At 64.7% G+C, this 24,615-nt stretch carries 23 protein-coding genes, 1 tRNA gene and 1 pseudogene; 10 read left to right on the top strand and 15 right to left on the bottom strand.

The genetic code is table 11. The features are described from left to right. Positions 1-12: 12 nt before the first annotated feature. Complete coding sequence (locus DCM80_RS13015) at positions 13-648, bottom strand: TetR/AcrR family transcriptional regulator (RefSeq protein WP_257197322.1); 636 nt, start codon at positions 646-648, stop codon at positions 13-15. A gap of 318 nt (positions 649-966) precedes the next feature. On the opposite strand from DCM80_RS13015, the gene DCM80_RS13010 reads away from it, so the two are divergent. The 3 genes from DCM80_RS13010 to DCM80_RS13000 are packed head-to-tail and all read left to right on the top strand — an operon-like array spanning position 967 to position 4,530. Continuing rightward, entirely contained in the window at positions 967-1,770 is an 804-nt protein-coding gene (locus DCM80_RS13010; protein WP_257197321.1) for an SDR family NAD(P)-dependent oxidoreductase, read from the top strand. 37 nt (positions 1,771-1,807) lie between these two features. Next, on the top strand, positions 1,808-2,938 hold the full coding sequence (locus tag DCM80_RS13005; RefSeq protein WP_257197320.1) for a DUF5938 domain-containing protein: 1,131 nt from the start codon (positions 1,808-1,810) through the stop codon (positions 2,936-2,938). A gap of 53 nt (positions 2,939-2,991) precedes the next feature. Beyond that, positions 2,992-4,530 (top strand): AMP-binding protein, encoded by a 1,539-nt coding sequence (locus DCM80_RS13000; protein WP_257197319.1) that lies wholly within the window; start codon positions 2,992-2,994, stop codon positions 4,528-4,530. Here DCM80_RS13000 and DCM80_RS12995 read toward each other — a convergent pair. The 11 genes from DCM80_RS12995 to DCM80_RS12945 form a co-directional block, all read right to left on the bottom strand. Continuing rightward, positions 4,519-5,451: a xanthine dehydrogenase family protein subunit M gene (locus DCM80_RS12995; protein WP_257197318.1), complete on the bottom strand. Its 933-nt coding sequence runs from the start codon at positions 5,449-5,451 to the stop codon at positions 4,519-4,521. The two genes, DCM80_RS13000 and DCM80_RS12995, sit on opposite strands and share 12 nt — an antisense overlap. After that, the gene (locus DCM80_RS12990; RefSeq protein ID WP_257197317.1) at positions 5,448-8,135 is read right to left on the bottom strand and encodes a molybdopterin-dependent oxidoreductase; all 2,688 of its coding nucleotides are present in this window, start codon (positions 8,133-8,135) and stop codon (positions 5,448-5,450) included. The genes DCM80_RS12995 and DCM80_RS12990 overlap by 4 nt, the downstream gene beginning before the upstream one ends. Further along, positions 8,132-8,773 (bottom strand): TetR/AcrR family transcriptional regulator, encoded by a 642-nt coding sequence (locus DCM80_RS12985; RefSeq protein WP_257197316.1) that lies wholly within the window; start codon positions 8,771-8,773, stop codon positions 8,132-8,134. The genes DCM80_RS12990 and DCM80_RS12985 overlap by 4 nt, the downstream gene beginning before the upstream one ends. Before the next feature lie 429 nt (positions 8,774-9,202). Beyond that, positions 9,203-9,475: a DUF1150 domain-containing protein gene (locus tag DCM80_RS12980; RefSeq protein ID WP_011083553.1), complete on the bottom strand. Its 273-nt coding sequence runs from the start codon at positions 9,473-9,475 to the stop codon at positions 9,203-9,205. A 50-nt stretch (positions 9,476-9,525) separates the two neighbouring features. Then, on the bottom strand, positions 9,526-9,951 hold the full coding sequence (locus tag DCM80_RS12975) for an Hsp20 family protein (RefSeq protein WP_018323442.1): 426 nt from the start codon (positions 9,949-9,951) through the stop codon (positions 9,526-9,528). Between the two features lie 390 nt (positions 9,952-10,341). Next, on the bottom strand, positions 10,342-11,430 hold the full coding sequence (locus DCM80_RS12970) for a sn-glycerol-3-phosphate import ATP-binding protein UgpC (RefSeq protein ID WP_257197315.1): 1,089 nt from the start codon (positions 11,428-11,430) through the stop codon (positions 10,342-10,344). 14 nt (positions 11,431-11,444) lie between these two features. Further along, positions 11,445-12,293, bottom strand: coding sequence for a sn-glycerol-3-phosphate ABC transporter permease UgpE (ugpE, locus tag DCM80_RS12965; RefSeq protein ID WP_257179038.1), 849 nt, complete (start codon positions 12,291-12,293; stop codon positions 11,445-11,447). Between the two features lies 1 nt (position 12,294). Further along, positions 12,295-13,176, bottom strand: a complete 882-nt coding sequence (ugpA, locus tag DCM80_RS12960; RefSeq protein WP_257179037.1) for a sn-glycerol-3-phosphate ABC transporter permease UgpA — start codon at positions 13,174-13,176, stop codon at positions 12,295-12,297. A 47-nt stretch (positions 13,177-13,223) separates the two neighbouring features. Next, positions 13,224-14,540, bottom strand: a complete 1,317-nt coding sequence (gene ugpB, locus DCM80_RS12955) for a sn-glycerol-3-phosphate ABC transporter substrate-binding protein UgpB (protein WP_257197314.1) — start codon at positions 14,538-14,540, stop codon at positions 13,224-13,226. Between the two features lie 221 nt (positions 14,541-14,761). Further along, positions 14,762-15,967 carry a CaiB/BaiF CoA-transferase family protein gene (locus tag DCM80_RS12950; protein WP_257197313.1) on the bottom strand — a complete coding sequence of 402 codons (1,206 nt, stop codon included), beginning with the start codon at positions 15,965-15,967 and terminating at the stop codon, positions 14,762-14,764. Between the two features lie 185 nt (positions 15,968-16,152). Then, a complete protein-coding gene (locus tag DCM80_RS12945) occupies positions 16,153-16,578 on the bottom strand; it encodes an organic hydroperoxide resistance protein (protein ID WP_257197312.1) in 426 nt (141 codons plus the stop codon). Between the two features lie 150 nt (positions 16,579-16,728). On the opposite strand from DCM80_RS12945, the gene DCM80_RS12940 reads away from it, so the two are divergent. After that, entirely contained in the window at positions 16,729-17,190 is a 462-nt protein-coding gene (locus DCM80_RS12940) for a MarR family winged helix-turn-helix transcriptional regulator (protein ID WP_257197311.1), read from the top strand. Positions 17,191-17,201: 11 nt separating this feature from the next. On the opposite strand, the pseudogene DCM80_RS12935 reads toward DCM80_RS12940, so the two are convergent. The 3 genes and pseudogenes from DCM80_RS12935 to DCM80_RS12925 form a co-directional block, all read right to left on the bottom strand. Continuing rightward, positions 17,202-17,435: pseudogene (locus DCM80_RS12935) on the bottom strand (GIY-YIG nuclease family protein); the annotation flags it as partial. Positions 17,436-17,594: 159 nt separating this feature from the next. Then, positions 17,595-17,670: transfer RNA gene (locus DCM80_RS12930), tRNA-Ala, on the bottom strand. 94 nt (positions 17,671-17,764) lie between these two features. Next, positions 17,765-18,172 carry a TIGR02300 family protein gene (locus DCM80_RS12925; RefSeq protein WP_257197310.1) on the bottom strand — a complete coding sequence of 136 codons (408 nt, stop codon included), beginning with the start codon at positions 18,170-18,172 and terminating at the stop codon, positions 17,765-17,767. 160 nt (positions 18,173-18,332) lie between these two features. Between DCM80_RS12925 and aroA the strand changes: the two genes are divergently transcribed. From aroA to sppA, 6 genes are all read left to right on the top strand, one after another. Next, entirely contained in the window at positions 18,333-19,670 is a 1,338-nt protein-coding gene (gene aroA / locus DCM80_RS12920; RefSeq protein ID WP_257197309.1) for a 3-phosphoshikimate 1-carboxyvinyltransferase, read from the top strand. Positions 19,671-19,680: 10 nt separating this feature from the next. Further along, on the top strand, positions 19,681-20,283 hold the full coding sequence (locus DCM80_RS12915; RefSeq protein WP_257197308.1) for a hypothetical protein: 603 nt from the start codon (positions 19,681-19,683) through the stop codon (positions 20,281-20,283). Further along, positions 20,261-20,668 carry a hypothetical protein gene (locus DCM80_RS12910; RefSeq protein WP_257197307.1) on the top strand — a complete coding sequence of 136 codons (408 nt, stop codon included), beginning with the start codon at positions 20,261-20,263 and terminating at the stop codon, positions 20,666-20,668. Before DCM80_RS12915 ends, DCM80_RS12910 begins: the two co-directional genes overlap by 23 nt. 5 nt (positions 20,669-20,673) lie before the next feature. Further along, positions 20,674-21,312: a (d)CMP kinase gene (cmk, locus tag DCM80_RS12905; protein WP_028133604.1), complete on the top strand. Its 639-nt coding sequence runs from the start codon at positions 20,674-20,676 to the stop codon at positions 21,310-21,312. A 267-nt stretch (positions 21,313-21,579) separates the two neighbouring features. Further along, positions 21,580-23,286: a 30S ribosomal protein S1 gene (gene rpsA / locus DCM80_RS12900; protein WP_257179029.1), complete on the top strand. Its 1,707-nt coding sequence runs from the start codon at positions 21,580-21,582 to the stop codon at positions 23,284-23,286. Between the two features lie 268 nt (positions 23,287-23,554). After that, complete coding sequence (sppA, locus tag DCM80_RS12895) at positions 23,555-24,535, top strand: signal peptide peptidase SppA (RefSeq protein ID WP_257179028.1); 981 nt, start codon at positions 23,555-23,557, stop codon at positions 24,533-24,535. Positions 24,536-24,615 lie beyond the last annotated feature (80 nt).

The raw sequence follows: 24,615 nt of genomic DNA, 5'->3' as shown, positions 1-24,615 counted from the left end.
GGCCCGTGCGCCTCAGCAGACCGTCGGCAGCAGGTGCCTGACTTCGTCGAGCAGTTCGGGAATTGCCGTCTCGTCACCGGCAAGGTGCCTGAGCAGCGCACTCTGGAATAGTCCGTCGAACAGCGCATAGAGCGCGGCCGGCGACGACGCCGGCCGCTTGCCCCCCAACTCGGCATAGCGGGAGGCAATGCGCCAGATCATCGCCTTCAGGCTCTTGTCGATCTCGATGACATCCTTGCGAAACGCCGCCTCGAACATCGCCTGCGAGCGCAGGTCGTACCAAAGGCGGTGCATGCCGGCTTCGTTCTGCAGCGTCGCTGCGAGCTTGGCGAGGAAACCTTCCATCAATTCGTCGCGGCTCGTTGCCGTCGCGACGACCTCGTCATATCGCGTCACGCACTTCGCCTTGTAGTGGCGCACGCAGCAGCAGATCAGGTCGAGCTTGTCGCTGAAATAATAGTGGAACACGCCGTGCGTGAACGCCGAGTTCTGCGCGATCTCCCGCAGGCTGGTCCGCGCGAAGCCCAGCTCTCCAAGCGTTTCGAGCGCGGCCTCGGCCAGCTCGATGCGCCGCGCGTTGAACTTGTCGTCCCGCACGATCTCCGCCACGGCCCCTCGCTTGGCCGCTCCTGTCGCTTGCCGCGCCATTGTCGCGCTGTCTCCCGCCGCTTGGCCGCCACGATCGTCCCATCGTTCGTCATCCTCTACAGACCATCCTCTTTGACAACTGTCAAATTTTCTTCTTGACAACTGTCAAGTTCCGGGCGGAGTGTGCGCGCCAGGAATTTGGACAGTCGTCAAGACGCCAGCAAATGGAGGAAATGCACCCGCCGGCGCAGCGCCGCCGGCCGGACTCGCATGCCGTTGCGCAACTGCGCCGGCACCGTGCTGCTAATCGCAGCTCGCACCGATCATCAGCGAACAGATCAGTCCAACAGATCAGTCCAGGCAAAGGGAGGACGTGCGATGAGTGAGAAAAGTCTTGATGGCCGCAAAGCCTTGGTCACCGGCGGAGCCCGCGGGATAGGAGCCGCCATTGCAGAAGCACTGGCGCGCTCCGGTGCGGCGGTCATGATCGGCGACATTCTCGATGACGTCGGCAAGGACACTGCCGGCAAGATCGCCAGGCTCGGTGTGAAGACCGGCTTCGTGCATCTCGATGTCGCCGACGATGCGCAGTGGGAGAAAGCGGCAGCTGCGACGATCGCCACCCTCGGCGGCTACGATATCCTCATCAACAATGCCGGCATCGAGATCACGTCCCTCGTCAGCGAGATCAGCGCCGAGGACGCGCGGCGGATGTGCGACGTCAACATCGTCGGCACCGTGCTCGGCATGAAGCACGCGTTCCGCGCAATGCGGCCGGGCGGAGCGGCAGGCAAAGGTGGCGCGATCGTCAACATCGCTTCCGTCGCGGCGACGATCGCCTTCCCGAGCATCGCGGTCTATTCCGGCACGAAATCCGCGGTCGACCGCATGACCCGGGTTGCGGCGATGGAGGCCGGCAAGCTCGGCTATGGCGTCCGCGTCAACTGCATCTATCCCGGCTTGATCCCGACCGACATGGGCCTGCAGCTGGCCAACGACATCGTGAAGATCGGTCTCGCGCCCGACGTCAATGCCGCGGTTGGCTCGGTGGTGGAGCAGACGCCTCTCGGCAAGCTCGCGGAGGTCGGCGACATCGCCGACGCCGCGGTGTTCCTGTGCTCGAACGAGGCGCGCTTCATCACCGGCATCGGATTGCCGGTCGATGGCGGCATGGGAATGTGAGCTGCAACCCGACAACAAGCATTTCGGAGGAACGAGAATGAGCGCGAAGAAACCCGTCATCGTCTATGGCGCGTCCGGCTACACCGGCCGGCTGGTCTGCGAATACTTGCGCGAGTACAACATCCCCTTCATCGCCGCCGGCCGCAGCGCGGAGAAGCTCGACGCTGCGATGAAGTCGAATGTCGCCGGCATCGAGACCGCGGACTACGAGGTGGTTGCGGTGCCTCACACCGTGGCCGCGCTGACCGAATTGTTCAAGGGCGCCTCGGTGGTGCTCAACACCGTGGGCCCGTTCTCCAGGTTCGGCGCCGAGGTGGTGCAGGCCTGTTGGGCTTCCCGATGCCACTACACCGACACCACCGGCGAGCAGGACTGGCTGATCACGCTCGAGCAGGAATGGGGCACGAAGTTCGCCAATGCCGGCCTGCTGCTCGCGCCGGGCATTGCGCAGATGTACACCACCGGCGAGATCGCCGCGCAGCTGTGCCTGGAGACGCCCGGCCTCGACACGCTTGATATCGCCGTGTTCTGGGGTGGCAGCCCGACCATCGCATCGACGCAGACCATCCTGGTCAACGCCGCGATGGCCAAGGCCTACTACCTGGAGCAAAACAAATACGTCGAGCATCAGCCCGACGCGGGCCTCTACAACCTCGCCATCCCCGGCCAGCACGAGCTGGCGCTGGCGTTGCCGTGGGGTGGCACCTCGCACCCGGTGTGGTTCAAGCGCGATCCGCGCGTGGCCAACGTGAAGGTGCTGGGGGGCGTGTTCAATCGCGCGCTGATGCTGGGCGTGCCGCAGATCGTCGCCGGCGCACTGGAAGCGACCAAGGACATGAACCCCGACGATCGTTACGCCGCGTTGGCGCAGACCGCCGCCGGCGTGATGAACACCATGCCGCCGCGCGAGAACCCGCGCATCAACAAGTCGCTGGATTCGGTGCATGCCACCGGCCCGCTCGGGCGCGCGCACTGCGTCATCTACGGCAACAGCAACTACAAGCAGACCGGCTTGCTGCAGGCCTATGCCGCGGCGCACCTGTTGCAGCAGCCGCCCAAGCGCGTGGGGTTTGCCTCCGGCTGCCAGGCGTTCGGCCACCACGAGTTGCTCGGCCAATTGCGCAGCTTCGGGCTGGTCAGCAAGCCGGTTCTGACGGTGCACGACTAAAACGATCGCGGGTGGTGCACCCATGCGCCACCCGTCTCATCGCGAGATCGAACATGCGCTTCATCGATTATCTCGACAAGGGTGCCTCGCTCGGCGTCGATGCGCCGTGCCTGACCATGGATGGACGCGATCTCAGCTATGGCGAGGTGCAGCGGCTCAGCTATCGCATCGCGCGGGGGCTCGACCGATCGGGGATCGCGCCCGGCGCCAAGGTCGCGATTCTGTCCGGCAATGATCCGGTCGCCTTCGCCTGCGTGTTCGGCATCTCCCGTGCAGGGGCGGTCTGGTGCCCGGTCAACCCTCGCAACGAAGCCGCCGAAAATCGGCTCATCCTCGACCAGTTCGATTGCAGCATGCTGCTGTTTCACTCGAGCTTCGCACCGATGGTCGAGGCGGTCCGTGCAGAGCTGACAAAGCTGCGCGCCCTCGTCTGCCTCGACGCCGAACTGCCTTTTGCGCCATCATTCGACGACTGGCTCGCCGGCCTCGCAGACGAGCCTTATCACCGCGAGACGATCGACGATCTCGCGATGATCCCGGGTACCGGCGGCACCACCGGCAAACCGAAGGGTGTGATGCTGTCGGGCCGCAACATCGAGACCATGACGGCGCTGACCTTGATGGGCTATCCCTTCAAAGGCCGTCCAGTCTATCTCGCGCTGGCGCCGCTGACGCATGCCGCCGGCGTGCTGTGCTTCCCGATCATGACGCTGGGCGGCCGCGTCGTGATCATGCATCACCCCGACATCGCCGAGTTCCTCGATCTGATCGAGCGCTATCGCGTCACGCACACCTTCCTGCCGCCGACCGTGATATACATGCTGCTCGATCATCCGAAGCTCGACTCGGCGAAATGCGAGTCGCTGCAATGCTTCTGGTACGGCGCGGCGCCGATCTCGGCCGCACGGCTTGCGGAGGCGCTCCGGCGGATCGGGCCGATGGCGCAGTTGTTCGGTCAAACCGAGGCGCCCATGATGATCGCGATGATGGCGCCGGAGGAACATTACAATGCCGACGGCACGATCGCGATGGAGCGTCTCGCCTCGGCCGGGCGAATAAGCCCGCTGGTGCAGGCCGGTATCATGGATGGCGACGGCAATTTGCTGCCGACCGGCGCACGCGGCGAGATCGTGGTCCGCGGCTCGCTGGTGATGGAGGGCTACTACAAGGATGCCGAGGCTACGGCGGAGGCCTCCGCGCATGGCTGGCACCACACCGGCGACGTCGGTTACCTCGACGACGAGGGTTACCTGTACATCGTCGATCGCGCCAAGGACATGATCATCACCGGCGGATTCAACGTGTACTCGATCGAGGTCGAGAACGCACTGCGGGCTCATGAGACGGTACAGGATTGCGCCGTGATCGGGCTGGCGGACGAGAAATGGGGCGAGCGGATCGTCGCCGTGGTGCAGCCCCGCGCCGGCCAAAGCGTCGATCCGACGGCGCTGGCGAGCTTCGTCAAGCAGCGAATCGGCAGCGTCAAGGCACCGAAGCAGATCGAAGTCTGGAACGATCTGCCGCGCTCCAAGGTCGGCAAGGTGCTGAAGCCGGAGATCCGTGCCCGGCTGTCGAATCGCTCAGGCGGTTAGTTGGTCCGAAAGCCGCTCCAGCACGTCGCGCACCAGCCCTTGCAGAAGGTCGAGCTTGTAGGTCGTCATCGGCAATGGCTTGGCACCCGCGCTCGCCGCTTTCGCCGCTTCTTCAATCGATGCCGGATCGACAATCTTGCCGCTGAGCTGGGCTTCGACCGCGGTGAGGCGAAGCGGCACGGGCGCGACGCCGCCGGCAGCGAGACGCACGAGCTGGAATTTGCCATCGGCGATAACGACGCGGGCGCAGAGCTCCACCAGCGGCCATTCCGCATGGGTCCGGCTGATCGCGCGCTTGTAGGCAGCGCGCTCGTCCTCGAGCGGGGCAGGAAGCGCAATGCTCTCGATCATCTCGCCGGCCGCGAGTGTATGATCGGCGTGCGAGACCGAGCCGTCGCCGAGCAGGCTGGCAATCGTCAATCCGCTGCGCCGGTCCGTGGTGATGGTCGCATCATAGGCGAGCAAAGCCGCCGCCATGGTCGAGGGATGCGGCGCGACGCAGTCGCCGAGATCGAAGGCAACGCCATAGAGATGATTGCCTGACCGGGCAGGGCAGGTGCTGCCGCCTTTCTTCAGGCAATCGATGTCGGCCCGGCGGAAATACCAGCAGCGTGATCGCTGCGCGAGATTGCCGCCGAGCGTTGCAACCTGGCGCACCTGTGGCGTGGCGAGGCCTTGCGCGCTCGCCGCAAGTCCGGGATAGGCAGCGGCGATGCGCGCGTCGGTCGCGATCGTGGCGATGGTGGTCAGCGCGCCGATCCGGGCGGCTCCGTCGGCGTCCCAGGTGATCGTCTTGTCGCCGGTGGCCGTGATATCGATCGGCATTCCCTGCGACACCCCGCTGCGGCGGCGTTCGCTGAAGTCGGTGCCTCCGGCGCGGAATTCAGGCGCGGGATTGGCAGTCGTGACGGCGACACTCATGCTGCATCCCTCCCTTTCAGCGCGGCCAGCAGACGATCGGGCCGGAACGGAATTTCGGTCAATCTGACGCCGATCGCATCGCGGATGGCGTTGGCGATCGCGGGCGAGGTCGGCACGGTGGCGACTTCGCCGATGCCGACGCTGCCGCCGGGCACATGCTCGAAACCGGCCTCGTCGAAATGCACCTCCAGTTTTGGCATGTCGGCAATCCCCGGAATGCGGTAATCCTCCATGCTGCCGCTCAGGATGTGGCCGCTCGAAGGATCGGTCTCCCGCGCCTCATAGAGCGCGTAGCCGATGCCCTGGATCACCGCGCCCGCGGCCTGGCTTCGCGCCAGCGTCGGCGCGGCGAGCTTGCCGATCGCGAGGCCCGTATAGGCGTTGAGCACGCGCACATGGCCGAGCCAGGTATCGACCTCGACCTCCATAATCTGCACCGAGCTCGGCACGCCGGCGCCGACCACCATGTGGTTCATCAGACGCAGCACCCAACCGAACACCCGGCCCATGATGCCCGCCTCGTGCAGCGCGGGCCTGACGCCGGTCGGCGGTTTGCCGTCCTCCTGGCGTTTCGCCGACACGGCGATATCGGGGGAAGCCGCGATCATCTCGCGCCACGGCGCGTTCGAGCCGGGAGCAGGTGTGCGAGACGCGGAGCGCTTGATTTCCGCTTTCAGCTTGTCGATGGCGAGCAAGGTCGGCGGCACCACCGAGGCGGTGACGCGGCTGCCGCCGGAGCCCGGCCCGGGGGGCAGGTTGGAGCGGCCGATGCGAACGTCCACATCCTGCGGCTCCAGATCGAACGCCTTCGCGACGGTGTTGGCGATCACGCTGCGGGTGCCCGTGCCGATATCCTGCACCGCGCAGCTTGCGACGATGCGGCCGCCCTTGATTGCGAGTTCGACCGAGGAGCCGGTCTGCCAGAGATAGAGCCAGTAGCCGGTGGCGACGCCGACGCCGCGCCGGTAGCGGCCGGTTTGCGATGCCGCCGACTTGCGGTTCTTCCAGACCTCGAGGCCGGCAGCCCAGTCGTACAATCGCTGACGGTTGGGATCGGGATCCCAGAGCTTGCGCAGGGCAATCGGATCGACCTTCATGCGCAGCGCCGCTTCGTCGACCGCCTGCTCCAGCGCAAACGACATCGGCGGACCGCCGGGGCCGCGGAACGGCGCGCCGGGCGGCAGATTGCTGAGCACGTCGAAATCGACGAGCTCCTTGGCTTCGGCCGGATAGATCAGCCGCGCGAGGCCCGCGATCAGCGAGTTCACGGCGGCGCCGGTATCGGCATGGGCGGTGAGCGACAGCGCCTTGAGGCGGCCTTCCGCCGAAGGCAGCAAGGACAGCTTCAGCTCGGCGGCCGGACGATAGCCTGTGACGGAAAGCTCCTCTTCGCGGTCGAAGGCGACACGCACCGGCGCTTTCGCGGCGCGCGCGAGCTCGATCGCGGCGATGGTCTCCAGCCCAACGCTGCCCTTGGAGCCGAACCCGCCGCCGACATGATCGGCGATCACACGTACCTTGTCGTGCGAAAGGCCGTAACGCTTGGCGATCTTCTCCATGCTCTCGTGAATGGCCTGGGTCGAGATGTGCACAATGAGCTGATCGCCATCGAACCTGGCCACGGCGGCATGTGGTTCGAGGCTGGCGTGCTGTTGCGTCGAGACGCGGAAGGTCTCCTCGACCAGCAGCGGATTGCGTTGCGCCCGCGCCTCGTCGAGCCAGCTCTTGGCCTGCTTGGCCTTTTGCGAGAACGGCGCCGAAGGCCCGCGCACATTGCCCTTCCACGACACCGGAGCGCCGCCGGCGCCCTCGGACACGTTGCCGGCGCGTTTGCGGTCCTTCTTTTCGAACACGACGGGCGCATCGTCGCGTCGCGCTGCATCGAGCCCGATCACCGCGGGCAAGGGCTCGGCCTTGAAGCTGATCGCGGCGATGGCCTTCAGTGCGGTGCGGCGATCCCTGGCCGCGACGGCTGCGATCGGCGCGCCGACGAAGCGGACCATGTTGTCGTCGTCGAGCAGCGGAACGACCGCGGCGACACCGGCAATGGCGCGCGCCGGCGCCAGATCGAGCCCGGTGATCCTCGCATGCGCGACGTGCGCGCGCAGGATGACGCCTTCGAGCTGGCCGTCATGGTGGATGTCGACTGTATAGCGGGCCATTCCCGTCACCTTGTCGCGGGCTTCCAGCCGCGGCGCGATGGGTTCGCTGCCGTCGAAGCGACCCGAACAAGCCTCCGCCACCGCGCGAAAAATGCCTTCATAGGCGCCGCAGCGGCAGAGATGTCCCGAGAGCGCGGCGGCGATCTCCTCGCGCGAAGGTGTCGCCGCGCCCTTGGTCGCGCGCCAGCTGTCATGGAAGGCGGTGGCTTCGACCACGAAGCCGGGCGTGCAGAAGCCGCATTGCAGGGCATCGTGCGCCATGAACGCCTTCTGCACCGGATGCAATCCGGCTGCTCCGACGCCCTCGATGGTCGTCAGCGATTTGTCGGCGGCCGCCTGCGCCGGCAACAGGCAGCTCACGACCGGCGTGCCGTCGAGCAGCACGGTGCAGGCGCCGCAGACGCCGGAGCCGCAGACGAGTTTGGTGCCGGTGAGGCCGCCGTCGCGGATCACGTCGATCAGGAGCGCATCGGGATCGTCGGGCAGCACCAGAGGCCGTCCATTGATCGTCGTGCTGGTCATGTTCGAACTCCCGTTTTGCGGTGGGACCTCTTTGCGGACGGCGCCATCGCGCCGGCGATCAGCATGCGCAGCATGGTCTCGAGCTGCTTCAGGAACGCGTCGACCGGCTGCATGGAAGGGAAAGCGGATTTGGTGCCGTGGATCGCCATCTCGACGCAGCGCGCGAGCTCGCGCGCACTGACGCCGCTTTCGAGCTTGAGCTTTCGCTTGCGGCACACCCGCGCGATCGTGGTTGCGATCTCCTCGGCGAAACGGTTGGAATAGCTCTGGTAGAGGTCGCGCGCCTGCGCGAGGTGCTCGGAAAACAGCTCCTCGGTATGGGGCGAGTCCTTGAGCGAAGCGAGCAGCGACTGCATTCGCGCGCCGATCTCGGCGACCAGGATGTCGGCAAGATCGAGGCCCGCTTCTTCCGCCGCCTTCGCCGCCGCGATTTCGGCGGCGAGCCCCTGCGCGTAGATCCGCTCGAGCACGGCGCGAAACAGCGCCTCCTTGGAGGCGAAGTGATGATAGAGCGCCTGCCGCGTCAGTCCGGCCTCCTCCGCCGCCTGCTCGATCGAGGAGCGACGGAAGCCGTGGCGCCGGAACACGCGCAAGGCGGCGTCGAGGATCCGGTCCTGGGGAGGGGCCTTGGCCTGCATTTTGTCAGATTTGACAAGTTCGAATGAACTGTCAAATCACGGATTGATGAGGGTCTTCTGCGCGCATGAGCCAAGAGCCGCCCGACGCGCAGAGGAATCGCATTTGAGAGTTCTTTCCCGCGGCCATCCTTCGAGACGCCCGCTTGAGGCGGGCTCCTCAGGATGAGGTCGGACGTGGGGCAGCAGTCTCGACGGGCGCTGATGCTGATTAGCCTCATCCTGAGGAGGCGCGTCAGCGCCGTCTCGAAGGACGAGGCGTGCGCGCAACCCGCCGCCACAAGTCATATGCGATAGCTCCGCACGCGGGCGGGACATCGCCGAATTCCCGTTGGCTGGCGGGCGGCGCGAGAACGTCACCTCTCAAACGAAAACGGGCACGCCCTCTTGCGAAGGCATGCCCGCCAAAACCCTATTCGTGCAACGCGCGCTTTAGTGCACGCTCACCGCTTGCAGCTCGTTGCTCCAGGCGTTGGCGACCGCGGCTTCGCGGCTGTCGGTCAGCATGATCGGCGTGCCGTCGGCGGCGTGGAGCGCGAAGAGCTTGAGGCCCGGCGCGATTTTCGGCGCTTCGGGAAACAGGCCCGGCACGTCTTCCGAGCGGATCTGCTTCACATAGGCGATGTGGCCTTCGCCGAGGGTTGCCAGCGTCTCCGGCGAGACGTTCTTGGCTTCGTATTCGAACGCAACGTGACCTTCACTCATGGTCTCGACTCCTCTGGAACACTAAGCGGTCGAGTCCGCTACTCGTTCCATTATTCGTGCTCATTGATAGCGATTGTCTTAACGATCCTCTCCGGTTCAGGCCGGGCCAGATCGATCGACAACAGCCCGTTCTTCAGATCCGCACCCAGCACCAGCATCCCCTCCGCCAGCACGAAGGTGCGCTGGAAGTGGCGCGCGGCGATGCCGCGATGGATGTATTGCCGGGACTTGTCGTCCTGCTGACGCCCGCGGATCACGAGCTGGTTTTCCTCAATGGTTACATCGAGTTGGTCGCGCGTAAATCCGGCGACCGCCAGCGTGATGCGCAAACGCTCGGGCTGGCCATCCGCGCCGCCGCACCTCTCGATATTGTAGGGAGGGTAGCCGTCGGCGCCTTTGACGACGCGGTCGAGCACGCGCTCGATCTCGTCGAAGCCCAGAAGGAACGGACTGGATAACGTGGGAACACGAGACATAGTTTACAAAGTCCTCGCAGAAGCGACTTTGGTGTGTCGGGGCCCGTACTGGCACCCCTTGATCAGCAATATGGGCATGTTCCCGTGTGGGTTCAAGCAGGTAGCCGGAACGCTGTGGATGAGCGATTCAGCCCGTGGCTCCGGCCGATATCGAACGAGATGCTTCCGGATCATCATGGCCGGGCTTGTCCCGGCCATCCACGACCTTGCTCGTTGCGCCAATAACCTGGACGCCCGGGCCTTCGTCGCGCCGAAGCGGCTTCGGCCGTGCATGCGGACAAGCCCGGGCATGACGAATTTGCGAATGAATTTCTCGAACGAAAACAAAACCCCTTCTACTGTGCATGGGGTTGTTTTCGCACTTTTTGGTACCGGCCCTTCGGAACCGGTTCAGGCTTCGAACCGCTTGCGCCCGTCGCCGCTGAACAAATGCAGCTTGTTGCGCACCGCCGCGACCCGGATTTTCGCGCCGATGGCGGGAGCCTCGGTTCCGGGGATGCGGACGATGATCTCGCCGGGCGGCAGCTCGCCGGGGGTGGCGGCGACGTGCTGCTCTTCCTGCTCGCGGCGGCCATAGACGAAGGTTTCGGCGCCGACATGCTCGATCGCTTCCACGGTCAGCGGCAAGGCGACGCCGCCGGCCGGGGTCTGGTCGGTGATGACGAAATCTTCCGGGCGGATGCCGAGAATGCCGGCGTCGGCCGCCGCGCTGCCGGCGAGCTGCGAGCGGATCTCCTCGGGCCGCGTCGACATCAAGTTCATCGGCGGTGCGCCGATGAAGGAGGCGACGAAGGTGGTCGCCGGCTTCTCGTAGATCGCAAGGGGATTACCGACCTGCTCGACCTGGCCGCCGTTCATCACGACGAGGATGTCGGCGAGCGTCATCGCCTCGAGCTGGTCGTGGGTGACGTAGATCGACGTCGTGTTGAGCCGGCGCTGCAATTTGCGGATCTCGACCCGCATGGCGATGCGCAGCTTGGCGTCGAGATTCGACAGTGGCTCGTCGAACAAAAACACCTTCGGCTGGCGCACGATGGCGCGGCCCATGGCGACGCGCTGGCGCTGGCCGCCGGAGAGCTGCCGCGGCTTGCGCTCCAGCATCGATGTGAGCTCGAGCACGCGCGCGGCTTGCTCGACGCGGGTCCTGATCTCGGCCTCCGCCATGCCGCGGTTGCGCAGGCCGTAGGCCATGTTGTTGTACACGCTCATATGCGGATAGAGCGCGTAGTTCTGGAACACCATCGCGATGTCGCGATCGGCGGGCTCGATCCCGTTGACGATGCGGCCGCCGATGTCGATCTCGCCGCCGGTGACGGTCTCCAGCCCCGCGACCATGCGCAGCAGCGTGGACTTGCCGCAGCCGCTCGGCCCGACCAGCACGCAGAACTGTCCGTCGCCGACATCGACGTCGACGCCCTTGATGGCCTCGAAGCCGCCGGGATAGGTCTTGCGGACGTTGCGGAGGGTGACGTTAGCCATCAAAAACTCGCTTGTTACTTTTCCGTCTCGACCAGTCCGCGCACGAACAGCTTCTGCATGACGACGACGACGAGCACCGGCGGCAGCATGGCCAGCACGGCGGTTGCCATCACGATCGGCCATTCGGTCAGTGCGTCGGTGGTGGTGATCATCTTGCGGATGCCGATCTGGATGGTCTGCATGTCGTCGCGCGTGGTGATCAAGAGCGGCCAGAGATATTGATTCCAGCCGAGGATGAACAGGATCACGAACAGCGCTGCCATGTTGGTGCGCGACAGCGGCAGCAGCGTATCCCAGAAGAAACGGAAGGGGCCGGCGCCGTCGATACGGGAGGCTTCCAGCAGTTCGTCCGGCACGGTCATGAAGAACTGGCGGAACAGCAGCGTCGCGGTGGCCGAGGCGATCAACGGCAGCGACAAGCCCGCATAGCTGTCGAGCATGTGCAGGTCGGCGACGATCTTGTAGGTCGGATAGATGCGCACCTCGACCGGCAGCATCAGCGTGATGAAGATCAGCCAGAACAGCGCCATCCGGAACGGAAAGCGGAAATACACGATCGCATAGGCCGAGATGATCGAGATCGCGATCTTGCCGACCGCGATCAGCAGCGCCATCACCAGCGAGTTCAGCATCATGTTGCCGACCGGCTCGCGGGTCGAGCCGCTCGTGCCGACGAAGATGGTCTGGTAATAAGTCTGGAGGAAATGGCCGCCGGGCAGCAGCGACATCTGGCCGTTCGCGATCACCGCGTTATCCTGCGTCGACGCGACGAAGGCGAGGTAGACCGGGAAGGCGACGATCGCGATCCCGATCCAGAGGATGATGTGGGCGATGTAGCGCCGAAAGCCTTCTTCCTCGACCATATCAGTAGGTCACCTTGCGTTCGACGAAGCGGAACTGGATGCCCGTCAGCACGATCACCATGATCATCAGGATCACCGACTGCGCCGCGGAGCTGCCGAGGTTCCCCCCGAGCAGGCCGTCGGTATAGACCTTGTAGACCAGCGTCTCGGTCGACTTGCCCGGACCGCCCCGGGTCATGGTGTCGATGATGCCGAACGTGTCGAAGAAGGCGTAGACGATGTTGACGACCAGAAGGAAGAAGATGGTCGGCGACAACAGCGGGAAAATCACGGTCCAGAACCGCCGCATCGGGCGGGCGCCGTCGATCGCGGCGGCCTCGATCACACTCTTGGGGATGCTCTGCAGGCCGGCGAGGAAGAACAGGAAATTGTAGGAGATCTGCTTCCAGGCGGCGGCGAGGATGATCAGGGTTGCGGCCTGGTTGCCGTCGAGCAGCGGATTCCAGTCGACGCCGAGGGCGCGCAGGTAGCGCGAGAGCACGCCGAGCGAGGGATGCAGCATGAAGATCCAGAGCACGCCGACGACCGGCGGCGCCACCGCATAGGGCCAGATCAGCAGGGTGCGGTAGAGCATCGAGCCGCGCAGCGGCTTGTCCGCCATCACGGCGAGCAGCAGCGCGAACGACAGCGACGACACCGCGATCGCGAACGAAAAGAAGAAGGTGCGCAGGATCGCCTCGAAATAGGCGGGGTCCTTGAACAGGTCGATATAGTTCTCGAACCAGACGAACGTGGTCGACAGGCCGAAGGCGTCCTGGAGCAGGAACGACTGGATCATCGCCTGCAAGGCGGGCCAATAGAAGAATATCAGGACGATCGCGAGCTGCGGCGCAACCAGCGCATAGGGCAACAGCTTCGACTGGAAAATGGCTTGCTTCTGCATGATGCCCCAGCGCGGCAGGCCGGGCGACCGGCCTGCCGCTTGTCGCCTTACTTCACGGCGGTCTTTTCGAACTGCCGCAGCATGGTGTTGCCGCGTTCGACGGCCGCGTCCAGCGCCTGCTTGGCAGTCTTCTTGCCGGCCAGCGCCTGCTCGATCTCTTCCGCCCAGACGTCGCGGAGCTGCACCATGTTGCCGAGACGCAGACCGCGCGAATTCTCGGTCGGCTCCTTGTTGGTCAGCTCGAGCAGCGGGGTCTCGAGATAGGGCTGGTCCTTGTAGAAGCCCTCTGCCTTGGCCTTGTCATAGGCCGCCTTGGTGATCGGCAGATAGCCCGACGATTTGTGAATGTAGACCTGCCGATCGGTATCGGAGAGGAACGTCAGGAACTTCGCCACGCCCTTGTACTCGTCGGCCGACTTGCCGCCCATGATCCAGAGCGATGCGCCGCCGATGATCGAGTTCTGCGGCGCGCCCTTGGCGTCCGGATAATAAGGCATCGGCACCGCGGTGAAGGCGAACTTGGCCTGCGCCTTGACGTTGCCGAAGAATGCCGACGAGGTCAGGTAGAGCGGACATTCGCCCGACGTGAAGCGGCCTTCGCCGGTGTTGGTGCGGCCGGCGTAATCGTAGGTCTTGTCCTTCTGGAGCTCGACCAGGTTCTCGAGATGCTTGACCTGGAGCGGGCCGTTGAAGGACAGCACGGTGTCGAAGCCGTCGAGGCCGTTGGCCTTGCTGGCGAGCGGCACGTTGTGCCAGGCGGAGAGCTGCTCGAGATTGACCCAGGTGACCCAGGAGTTGGAGAAGCCGCAGGTGGCGTGCCCGGCCGCCTTCAGCTTCTTGGCGGCGTCGAACACCTCGGGCCAGGTCTTCGGGATCTCGACATTCGCCTTCTTCAGCGCGTCGAGATTGACCCACATGACGGTCGACGACGAGTTGAAGGGGAAGGACAGCATCTCGCCCTTCGAGGTCGAGTAGTAGCCGGTGATCGCGGGCAGATAGGCCTTCGGATCGAACTTCTCGCCGGTCTCGGCCATCAGCTTGTAGACCGGTTTCACGGCGCCGGTCGCCGCCATCATGGTGGCGGTGCCGACCTCGAACACCTGCATGATGTGCGGGGCGTTGCCGGCGCGGAACGCGGCGATGCCGGCGTTCATCGTGTCGGCGTAGTTGCCCTTGTAGGTCGGAATCACCTTGTAGTCGCTCTGGGCACCGTTGAAGTCGCTTGCGAGCTTGACGATGACGTCGTTGTTGGCGCCCGTCATCGCGTGCCACCACTGGATTTCGGTCACGGCCAGCGCCGGTGAGGCGCCGAGACCAACCGTGAGTGCAACAGCCGCCGCCGCACCAAAATGTCGAAGAGCCATCAAGAAAACCTCCCTTGCCCGTCACTAAAGAAGCGCTTGCGCTAGCAGCGCCGTATGACGTTCACATGACTGTGTAAGCGGCCGAAACGAAAGCGGCAAGCGCTGGAAAAGGGAAGCCGGAAAATAGGCGAAGAAGTACGCGGACAGCCGCAGCCGTTCGCGCTGCACTATCGTGCCCGCGCCGCACTGCGGCATCGTTCGTCGGATGGAGGTGGAGGCCTCTAGCGCTTGCGCTCAGGGCCGCAGACCGTGCCGTTTTCGACCATCGCGTCGATCTCGGCCTTGGAGTAGCCGAACTCGCCCAGCACCTCGGCTGCGTGCTGGCTGAATTTCGGCGGCAGAAGGCGCAGGCTCGGCTTGCTGCGGTCGAGCCGGATCGGCGAGGCCACGCCCTTGTACCAGTCCTTCTCGATGATATCGCCGCGCGCGATCGTGTGCGGGTTGGTCAGCGCCTGGTCGATCTTCTGCACCGGCCCTGCCGGCAGGCCCGCGGCGAGCAGGCGGTTGCAGAGCGGCTCGGCCTCGTGCTGGCTGAACACCGCGGCGAGCTCGGCGCGCAGCGCTTCGCGGTTGGCGATGCGGTCCTTGTTGCGGGCAAAACGCGGGTCAGTGCCGAGCTCGGGCTTGCCGATCTCCTTGGCGAGCTTGCGGAAGGTGCCGTCATTGCCGACGCCGATGAAGATGTTGTCGGTTTTTGTCGGGAAGATCGCGTAAGGCACGAGGTTCGGATGCTCGTTGCCGGTGAGACCAGGCGGCTTGCCATGCATGAAGTAATTCGCGGTGTGCGGATGCATGATGGCAAGGCCGGTCTCGTACAGAGTCGTCTCCAGGAACTGGCCCTTGCCGGAGCGCTGCCGCTCCGACAGCGCCATCAGGATTCCGATCGCGGCATAGAGGCCGGTGCCGATGTCGACCAAGGGCACGCCGATCCGCATCGGCCCGCTCTCGGGCGAGCCGGTCGCGGCGATCATGCCGGTCATGGCCTGGATGATGGCGTCGTAGCCGGGATTGCCGCCGCGCGGACCGTCGGCGCCGAAGCCGCAGATCCGGCAATGCACGAGGCGCGGGAATTTCCCGCTGAGGACGTCGTTGCCGATGCCCCATTTCTCCAGCGTGCCAGGCTTGAAATTCTCGATCAGGACGTCGGCGGTCTCCAGCATCTTCAGCAGCACGATGCGGCCGCCCTCCGAGGCGAGGTCGAGGCCGATCGAGCGCTTGTTGCGGTTGATGCCGACGAAATAGGCCGCGTCCTCCTCATGGAAGGGGGGACCCCACTCACGAACCTCGTCGCCGGCGGGCGGCTCGACCTTGATCACGTCGGCGCCATGGTCGGCGAGGATCTGGGTGCAATAGGGGCCGCCGAGCACGCGCGTGAGATCGATGACGCGCAGTCCGCTCATGGCACCTGTGGCGGCTTCAGAACTCATGCCTTCGCTTCCCCTGTGTCGACGTTTGGTCACAGGCCTAGCGAGGTTTGCAGCGAGCAGCAATGGCTCCCGGCGTAGGGCCGCATGCGCCCGCCATTGCGGCAATCCCGCGGCGTGGCAAATGCGGATTCTGGGGGAAGCGGCCGGCCCGAGGGGGATCCCGGGCCAGCCAATCCGCCGTTCGATCAGACGACCGTCAGGCGAACGTCGACATTGCCGCGGGTAGCGTTGGAATAGGGGCAGACCTGGTGAGCCTTTGCGACCAGCGCCTCGGCCTCGGCGCGGGCAAGGCCCGGCAGCGAGACCGCGAGGTCGATATCGAGGCCGAAGCCGCCTGCGGAGCGCGGGCCGATGCCGACGGTCGAGGTGACGGAGGCGTCATTCGGAACCTTCGGGCCGCCCTGCGAGGCCACGAACTTCATCGCGCCGATGAAGCAGGCGGCATAGCCGGCCGCGAACAGCTGCTCGGGATTGTTGCCGGCGCCGCCGCCGCCGCCGAGCTCCTTGGGCGTGGCCAGCTTGACGTCGAGCGCGCCGTCGAGGGTTGCAGCATGGCCGTCGCGGCCGCCGGTGGCCTTGGCGCTGGTCTTGTAGAGCACGTTCACGGACATTGTCGTCTCCATGGTTTCGATGGGTGCGGTGTTTATTGCAAGCAATTTGATTGTGTGCAATTGAAATTGCGGTGCCTCACATTTAATTGTTCGCAATTGAATATGCCGCCGCCGGGCGGCACAATGAGGCCAAACCCCGGGAGATTCGCCATGCCCCGAAAATCATCGGCAGCGGACGCGCCACTGCGGCTCGATAACCAGATCTGCTTCGCGATCTATTCGGCCGCGCATGCCTTCAACCGCATCTACAAGCCGCTGCTGGACCGGCTCGGCCTGACCTATCCGCAATATCTGGTGATGCTGGTGTTGTGGGAGCGCGACGACGTGCCGGTCAAGGACATCGGCGAGCGCCTGTTCCTGGATTCGGGCACGCTGACGCCGCTGCTGAAGCGTCTCGAAGCGGCGCATCTCGTCAAGCGCACCCGCTCCAGCGAGGACGAGCGCCAAGTCTTGATCGCACTGACGCCGCAGGGCCATGGCTTGAAGGACAAAGCCCGCAGCGTGCCACAGTCGGTCCTGGCGGCCTCGCACTGCTCGGTGCCGGAACTGGTCGCGATGAAGGACGAGATCGTGGCGTTGCGGGATCGGCTGAATGCGGCGATCGGGGAGTAGGGGGTTCTAGGAAGCCGCTTCTTGGCAAAGGCGCGACCGGACGCCGATTTCAAGTATTTCTCGAATGCGGCGGCCTGCTTCTCGTTGCTGAATGCAACGTAAGTTTTGAGCCGCCAGGGCCCATATTTCGAGGTGTGTGGCACCTCGCCAGCATTGTGCTTTGTCAGTCGAGCGCGGAGGTCGTCGGTGATACCGACGTAGAAGTGGAGAGAATCGAGGCTCTCAAGGATATAGACGTACTTCACGGCACGCTCCCCGGTTGTCGGGGGAGGAGCTTACATCCGGTTTTGATCCAATGAAGCCCGGCTTCGCCCTTCGGGCTACGCCGCGGCAGCCTTCGCTCACTTCGCTACGATGGAGCGAGGATGGCTTGCCGAGCCGTAGCTCGCGAAGCGAGCGAAGGCTGGTGGAGCCAGGCGGGATCGAACCGCCGACCTCTTGCATGCCATGCAAGCGCTCTCCCAGCTGAGCTATGGCCCCTTAGTCCTCGACTGGGTGAATCTGGTGGATCACCCCAACCGGCGAGTCCTGGCGACTCGCGCGGTGCACCCTTTTTCACAGATCAGGACTGATCTCAAGTCTCTTCATCACCTCCGACATCACCAATGATGTCGGTCACGTCCTCATCGCCCTCTTCCTCGTCGGCAATGAAGGTCGAATCATCGTCATCGTCGTCATCGAGGGTCTCGTCGACCTCGATATCGTCCTCCGACTCGGGCACCACGGCCTTGACCTTGCCGGTGTTCTCCTCGGCATCGGCTTCCTCGAGCGAAACCTCTTCGACCTCTGCCGGCTCGGGCGCAGCATCCGCTGTCGCCGCGTGCCGGGCCTCGGCGCCGCGGGACATGCGCGCCGGCGCCACCGGGGCGATCGGCACAACTTCGCCGGTATAGGGCGAGATCACCGGATTCTTGTTGAGGTCATAGAACTTTTTGCCCGTGGTCGGGCAAATACGTTTGGTTCCGAGTTCGGACTTGGCCACGGCAGGAATCCTGGGAATGTCTGAAAAGCGGTGTTTCACTTGGCTAGTTGGCGGCCCGCTGTCAATAGCGCATTACGGGAGAACGACATGCCCGTGACGGCGCGCGGACCATGTGGTACCTGCGCCGCAGTCCCCTCAGGGCTCATCCAAGGACACAATCTTGACTCATTCCGACCATCCGAGGCCGCTGCAGTCTCGCGCCAGCGGACCCCTGACCGGGAAAGTACGGGTGCCCGGCGATAAGTCGATCTCTCACCGTGCGCTGATCCTGGGCGCGCTGGCGGTCGGCGAGACCAGGATTTCGGGCCTGCTGGAGGGCGAGGACGTCCTCAACACCGCCAAGTCCATGCAGGCGCTGGGCGCCAGGGTCGAGCGCACCGGCGATTTCGCCTGGAAGGTGAACGGGGTGGGCGTCGCGGGCTTCGCCGCGCCCAAGGCGGCTCTGGATTTCGGCAATTCCGGCACCGGTTGCCGGCTGGTGATGGGCGCCGTCGCCGGCTGCCCGATCTCGGCGATCTTCGACGGAGACGCCTCGCTGCGCAGCCGCCCGATGCGCCGGATCCTCGATCCCCTGGAAAAGATGGGCGCGAAGGTGATCTCCGGGGGTGAGGGCGGTCGTCTGCCCCTGACCCTGCAGGGCGCGCGCGATCCGCTGCCGATCACCTACACGACCCCGGTCGCCTCGGCCCAGATCAAGTCGGCGGTGCTGCTGGCGGGCCTTGCCGCCCCCGGCACCACCACTGTCATCGAGACCGAAGCCAGCCGCGACCACACCGAGCTGATGCTGAAGCATTTCGGCGCCGACATCGCCTCGGCGCCGGAGGGCGTGCATGGCCGCCGCATCACGCTCAAGGGCCAGCCCGAGCTGCACGGCGCCACCGTGGTGGTGCCTGCCGATCCCTCCTCGGCGGCTTTCCCGATGGTCGCGGCGCTGATCGTCGAGGGCTCCGATGTCGTCCTGTCCGACGTCATGACCAATCCGCTGCGCACCGGCCTGTTCACCACGCTGCGCGAAATGGGTGCCTCCATCGAGGAAAGCGAGGCGCGCGGCGATGCCGGCGAGCCGATGGCGAAACTGCGGGTGCGGGCCTCGAAGCTGCGCGGGGTCGAGGTGCCGCCGGAGCGCGCGCCCTCGATGATCGACGAATATCTGGTGCTGGCGGTGGCGGCCGCCTTCGCCGAAGGCACCACCATCATGCGCGGCCTGCACGAGCTGCGCGTCAAGGAATCCGATCGGCTGGAGGCCACCGCCGCCATGCTGCGCGTCAACGGCGTGAAGGTCGAGATCTCCGGCGACGATCTGACCGTCGAAGGCCGCGGTCATGTTCCCGGCGGCGGCACCGTCGCCACCCACATGGACCATCGCATCGCGATGTCCGCGCTGGTGATGGGCTGCGCCGCCGACCAGCCCGTGACCGTCGACGACACCGCCTTCATCGCCACCAGCTTTCCGGATTTCATTCCGATGATGCGTTCGCTAGGGGCCGAGTTTTCATGAGGCCGCGGCCATGAGCGCAGCCCTCGACCGCGAAGCTCTGCTGGATGCTTTCGATTCGATCGGCCGTGCTGCGGCCAACGCCGGAACCAAGCTTCAGATCGCAGTCTACGGCGGCTCAGCCCTCATGCTAGCCAGCAATTTCCGCTTTGCGACGGAAGATGTCGACGTCTCCAAGCTCGAGCATCCGCTGCCGGATTGGCTAAAGAGAATAACGGCCGAAATTGCCGCGCGGAATGGATGGGATGCCGATTGGTTCAACGATCACGTCGTGTTTCATCTCAGCCCGCTGGCTGATCGCGCCGCGGATCACCTCGAATTCGGCACCTTCCCACGCGATGGCACATCACCGGGGCTTGAGGTTTCGGTGCCAACCGCCGCATATCTTTTGGCCTTGAAATTGAAGGCGTTCCGCATCACGGATCCCATTCGCGGGGAGATGGAGCGGCTGGACATGAACTTGATGAAAGTCGTCGGGATCTCGACCGTCGACGAAGCCATCGCTTTGCTCGGCCGATATTTTCCGGTGAGCGCAGCTTCCTCGGAGAAGCAGCGCTTCTTGCTGAAAAACATGGATCTTGAGGGAGGAGCGGATGCGCCCAAATACCCTCGCTGAAGCCGTCGATCGTATTCGCGCCGGCGCGCCGCAGGATGCGACGTTGGCCGAATTCGTAGACACGTTCGATCTGGCCGGGACCAGCCTCGCTCAGTACCAGACCATCGAGGACGAGCCGGCGTTGACGCAGAACGAGCGGCTCGACGCCTTGGTCGGTGCCATCGCCGAATATCTGGCCAAACAACGTCGTCTTGGCCGGGTGCCGGCCTGGGTCTGCGATCCGGCCCGACGCCTTGCCGAGCCATGGTTCACTGCGTCGTCGCCCTCCGACGCCATGCGCGAATATCTCACCTTTGCGAGTCCCGCGGAGTTCGCGTCTCGCAATATCTTTACCGAAGAGCGGCCATTGCGACGCGCACGCGGGCCCCAGACAGCCAAGGTTTGAGTGACATGATCATCGCCATCGACGGGCCCGCCGCCTCGGGCAAGGGGACGCTCGGCAAGCGCCTCGCCCACCATTACGGCTATCGTCATCTCGATACCGGCGTGATCTACCGCGCGGTGGCCTACGCCCTGATGCAATCCGGTCATGATCTCCGTGACGAGGCGGCCGCGGTGCAGGCCGCGCTGGAGCTCGATCCCGAAAAGTTCGGCAATCCCGCGCTGAAGACCCAGAAGGCCGGCGAGGGGGCCTCCATCGTCTCGGCGATCCCCAGGGTTCGCGAGGTCCTGGTCAATTTCCAGCGGCAATTCGCCGCCGATCCGCCCGGCGCGGTGCTGGACGGCCGCGACATTGGAACCGTGATCTGCCCGGACGCCGACGTGAAGATCTTCGTCGTCGCCGACCCCAAGGTCCGCGCCCGCCGCCGCACCATGGAGGCCAGGGCGAGGGGCGAGGAGGCCGACGAGGCCGCCGTTCTCGCCGACATTATCCAGCGCGACGAACGCGACCAGAACCGGCCGATCGCGCCCTTGAAACCGGCCCCGGATGCTTACTTGCTAGATAACTCCCAACTGGATATAGAAGGCGGCGTCCGGGCCGCCATCGACATTATCGAGGCCGTCCGAGCGGGCCGGTCGCGGGGTTAAGCCGCAGCCGTCATTGGAGGAAGCGCCCGCTCCCGCTCTTTGAGGTCGATACGTCAGGCCCCTCGTTTCGGGACCGGCACGATCCAGGCTCCGGACACAAGATTTCCACGTATCGAACGCGCGGGCCTCAGCCGGCCCGCTTCCGCTGTTTCGGCGTCGAGCCGGGGCAGCGAGCGGTCGCTCGAAGGTTCTGCGGACCTTCCGACACTGCGCGTGCGATACGCCCATGAACCCAACGGCCGGCATGCTTCCGCAACTGGAGAACAAATGGCTTCGACTTCTGCTGATACCTATAGCCCGTCGCGCGACGATTTCGCTGCGATGCTCGACGAGTCCTTCGCAGGCGGCAACCTGCAGGAAAGCTCCGTCATCAAGGGCAAGGTGGTTGCAATTGAAAAGGACATGGCCGTCATCGACGTCGGCCTGAAGACCGAGGGCCGCGTCGCCCTGCGCGAATTTTCCGGCCCCGGCCGTGACAGTGAACTGAAGGTCGGCGACGAGGTCGAAGTGTTCCTCGATCGCATCGAGAACGCCCTCGGCGAAGCCGTGCTGTCGCGCGACAAGGCGCGCCGCGAAGAGAGCTGGGGCAAGCTCGAGAAGGCGTTCCAGAACAACGAGAAGGTCAACGGCGTCATCTTCAACCAGGTCAAGGGCGGCTTCACCGTCGACCTCGACGGTGCCGTGGCCTTCCTGCCGCGCTCGCAGGTCGACATCCGTCCGATCCGCGACGTCGCGCCGCTGATGAACAACTCGCAGCCGTTCCAGATCCTCAAGATGGATCGCCGCCGCGGCAACATCGTGGTTTCGCGCCGCACGGTTCTCGAAGAGACCCGCGCCGAGCAGCGCCAGGAGCTGGTGCAGAACCTCGAAGAGGGTCAGGTCATCGACGGCGTGGTCAAGAACATCACCGATTACGGTGCGTTCGTCGATCTCGGCGGCATCGATGGCCTGCTGCACGTCACCGACATCGCGTGGCGCCGCGTCAACCATCCGACCGAGGTGCTCTCGATCGGCCAGACCGTGAAGGTCAAGATCATCAAGATCAACCACGAGACGCACCGCATCTCGCTGGGCATGAAGCAGCTGCTGGACGATCCGTGGCAGGGCATCGAAGCCAAGTACCCGCTGGGTGCCCGCTTCACCGGCCGCGTCACCAACATCACCGACTACGGTGCGTTCGTCGAGCTCGAGCCGGGCATCGAAGGCCTGATCCACGTCTCCGAGATGTCGTGGACCAAGAAGAACATGCACCCCGGCAAGATCGTTTCGACCTCGCAGGAAGTCGAAGTGCAGGTGCTGGAAGTCGATTCCGTCAAGCGCCGCATCTCGCTCGGCCTCAAGCAGACCATGCGCAACCCCTGGGAGGTCTTCGTCGAAGGTCACCCGACCGGTTCGGTGGTTGAGGGCGAAGTCAAGAACAAGACCGAGTTCGGTCTGTTCCTGGGCCTCGAGGGCGACGTCGACGGCATGGTCCATCTCTCCGATCTCGACTGGAAGCTTCCGGGCGAGCAGGTGATCGACAACTACAAGAAGGGCGACATGGTGAAGGCCGTGGTGCTCGATGTGGACGTCGAGAAGGAGCGCATCTCGCTCGGCATCAAGCAGCTCGAAGGCGACCCCTTCGCCGAGCCGGGCGATGTCAAGAAGGGCGCGGTCGTGACCTGCGAAGTGCTCGAAGTGAAGGAAAGCGGTATCGAGGTGAAGATCGCCGGTACCGACTTCTCGACCTTCATCAAGCGCTCCGAGCTTGCCCGTGACCGCAACGACCAGCGCGCCGAACGCTTCGCCGTCGGCGAGAAGGTCGACGCCCGCGTGATCCAGTTCGACAAGAAGGCCCGCAAGGTCCAGGTGTCGATCAAGGCGCTCGAAGTCGCCGAAGAGAAGGAAGCCATCGCGCAATACGGCTCCTCCGATTCGGGTGCGACGCTCGGCGACATCCTGGGCACCGCGCTCAAGAACCGCGACAGCAAGTAAGCGGAACGTTCTTTCGCTGACATCGAAGCCCCGGCGCGAGCCGGGGCTTTTTTGTTGGGCTCGTCGTTCTTGTAGCCCGGATGGAGAGCAGCGAAACCCGGGGCGCTTCAAACGTGGCACGAATCCCGGATTACGCTGCGCTTCATCCGGGCTACGCAGTCGCAGGCCTTGTTTTCTTCAAATTGCGCCGCAATTGATGTATCCAGATAAGCCGTTGGTCACGCCGTGACGGCACAACGCGTCCCGTCTTTCATTTGGAGATATTCCGATGTCGCTCGATTCGGACATCATCGTCGATCGCCGCCGGATCCGTCGCAAGCTGACGTTCTGGCGCGTCGTGGCCGCGCTGATCGCGATCGCGGCGATCGCAAGCGCCGCGCTGATTGCGACACCCGGTGCGCGGGGTAGCTTCGCATCCGCCGGCTCGATCGCGCGGGTTCACATCGAGGGCCTGATCCGCAGCGATTCCGATCGCACGCAGGCGCTGGAGCGGCTGGAGAATTCGCAGGCCGCCGCCGTCATCGTTCACATCAACTCGCCGGGCGGCACCACCGCCGGCTCCGAGCAGCTCTACGACTCGCTGGTCCGGCTGAAGGCGAAGAAGCCGCTCGTCGTGGTGGTCGAAGGCCTGGCTGCCTCCGGCGGCTACATCACGGCGATCGCGAGCGATCACATCATCGCCCAGCAGAGCTCGCTGGTCGGATCGATCGGCGTGCTGTTCCAGTACCCCAACGTCAGCGAGCTGCTGAAGACGATCGGCGTCAAGGTCGAGGAGGTGAAGTCGTCGCCGCTGAAGGCCGCGCCCAACGGTTTCGAGCCGACCAGCCCCGAAGCGCGGGCCGCCCTCGATGCGCTGGTGAAGGATTCCTACGCCTGGTTCAGGGGATTGGTGAAGGATCGGCGTGGCATGGATGACACGCAGCTCGAGAAAGTGGCCGACGGCCGCGTCTTCACCGGACGCCAGGCGATCGCCCTCAAGCTGATCGACCAGATCGGCGACGAGAAAACGGCGGTGTCCTGGCTTGTCGAGCACAAGAGCGTCAAGAAGGGTCTGCCGGTGCGCGACTACAAGCTCCAGCCGCGTTTTGGCGACCTGACGTTCCTCAAGACGGCGGCCGCCGTCACGCTGGAAGCGCTTGGTTTGAGCTCGATTGCGCATCAAATCGGGCAAACCGGCGTCGCGCAGGCGGTCGATCGGTTCGGAATGGACGGAATGCTGGCCCTGTGGCAACCGGCCACCTCGAACTGAGGTGGTCTAGGCGAGCTTCCCAAGGTTTTCCCGTCTGACGGGCATAGGGACAGCTCGCTTTTTCGGCATTTGTCACGCAT

The sequence above is a fragment of the Bradyrhizobium sp. WBOS08 genome (assembly GCF_024585125.1).
GTDB classification, from domain to species: Bacteria; Pseudomonadota; Alphaproteobacteria; order Rhizobiales; family Xanthobacteraceae; genus Bradyrhizobium; species Bradyrhizobium japonicum_B.
This window is presented reverse-complemented; position numbering and strand designations above follow the sequence as displayed.

Coding starts and splice junctions, on each gene's coding strand:
- DCM80_RS13015 (WP_257197322.1), bottom strand. CDS start 648: ATGGCGCGGCAAGCGACAGGAGCGGCCAAGCGAGGGGCCGTGGCGGAG.
- DCM80_RS13010 (WP_257197321.1), top strand. CDS start 967: ATGAGTGAGAAAAGTCTTGATGGCCGCAAAGCCTTGGTCACCGGCGGA.
- DCM80_RS13005 (WP_257197320.1), top strand. CDS start 1,808: ATGAGCGCGAAGAAACCCGTCATCGTCTATGGCGCGTCCGGCTACACC.
- DCM80_RS13000 (WP_257197319.1), top strand. CDS start 2,992: ATGCGCTTCATCGATTATCTCGACAAGGGTGCCTCGCTCGGCGTCGAT.
- DCM80_RS12995 (WP_257197318.1), bottom strand. CDS start 5,451: ATGAGTGTCGCCGTCACGACTGCCAATCCCGCGCCTGAATTCCGCGCC.
- DCM80_RS12990 (WP_257197317.1), bottom strand. CDS start 8,135: ATGACCAGCACGACGATCAATGGACGGCCTCTGGTGCTGCCCGACGAT.
- DCM80_RS12985 (WP_257197316.1), bottom strand. CDS start 8,773: ATGCAGGCCAAGGCCCCTCCCCAGGACCGGATCCTCGACGCCGCCTTG.
- DCM80_RS12980 (WP_011083553.1), bottom strand. CDS start 9,475: ATGAGTGAAGGTCACGTTGCGTTCGAATACGAAGCCAAGAACGTCTCG.
- DCM80_RS12975 (WP_018323442.1), bottom strand. CDS start 9,951: ATGTCTCGTGTTCCCACGTTATCCAGTCCGTTCCTTCTGGGCTTCGAC.
- DCM80_RS12970 (WP_257197315.1), bottom strand. CDS start 11,430: ATGGCTAACGTCACCCTCCGCAACGTCCGCAAGACCTATCCCGGCGGC.
- ugpE (WP_257179038.1), bottom strand. CDS start 12,293: ATGGTCGAGGAAGAAGGCTTTCGGCGCTACATCGCCCACATCATCCTC.
- ugpA (WP_257179037.1), bottom strand. CDS start 13,176: ATGCAGAAGCAAGCCATTTTCCAGTCGAAGCTGTTGCCCTATGCGCTG.
- ugpB (WP_257197314.1), bottom strand. CDS start 14,540: ATGGCTCTTCGACATTTTGGTGCGGCGGCGGCTGTTGCACTCACGGTT.
- DCM80_RS12950 (WP_257197313.1), bottom strand. CDS start 15,967: ATGAGTTCTGAAGCCGCCACAGGTGCCATGAGCGGACTGCGCGTCATC.
- DCM80_RS12945 (WP_257197312.1), bottom strand. CDS start 16,578: ATGTCCGTGAACGTGCTCTACAAGACCAGCGCCAAGGCCACCGGCGGC.
- DCM80_RS12940 (WP_257197311.1), top strand. CDS start 16,729: ATGCCCCGAAAATCATCGGCAGCGGACGCGCCACTGCGGCTCGATAAC.
- DCM80_RS12915 (WP_257197308.1), top strand. CDS start 19,681: ATGAGCGCAGCCCTCGACCGCGAAGCTCTGCTGGATGCTTTCGATTCG.
- DCM80_RS12910 (WP_257197307.1), top strand. CDS start 20,261: ATGCGCCCAAATACCCTCGCTGAAGCCGTCGATCGTATTCGCGCCGGC.
- cmk (WP_028133604.1), top strand. CDS start 20,674: ATGATCATCGCCATCGACGGGCCCGCCGCCTCGGGCAAGGGGACGCTC.
- rpsA (WP_257179029.1), top strand. CDS start 21,580: ATGGCTTCGACTTCTGCTGATACCTATAGCCCGTCGCGCGACGATTTC.
- sppA (WP_257179028.1), top strand. CDS start 23,555: ATGTCGCTCGATTCGGACATCATCGTCGATCGCCGCCGGATCCGTCGC.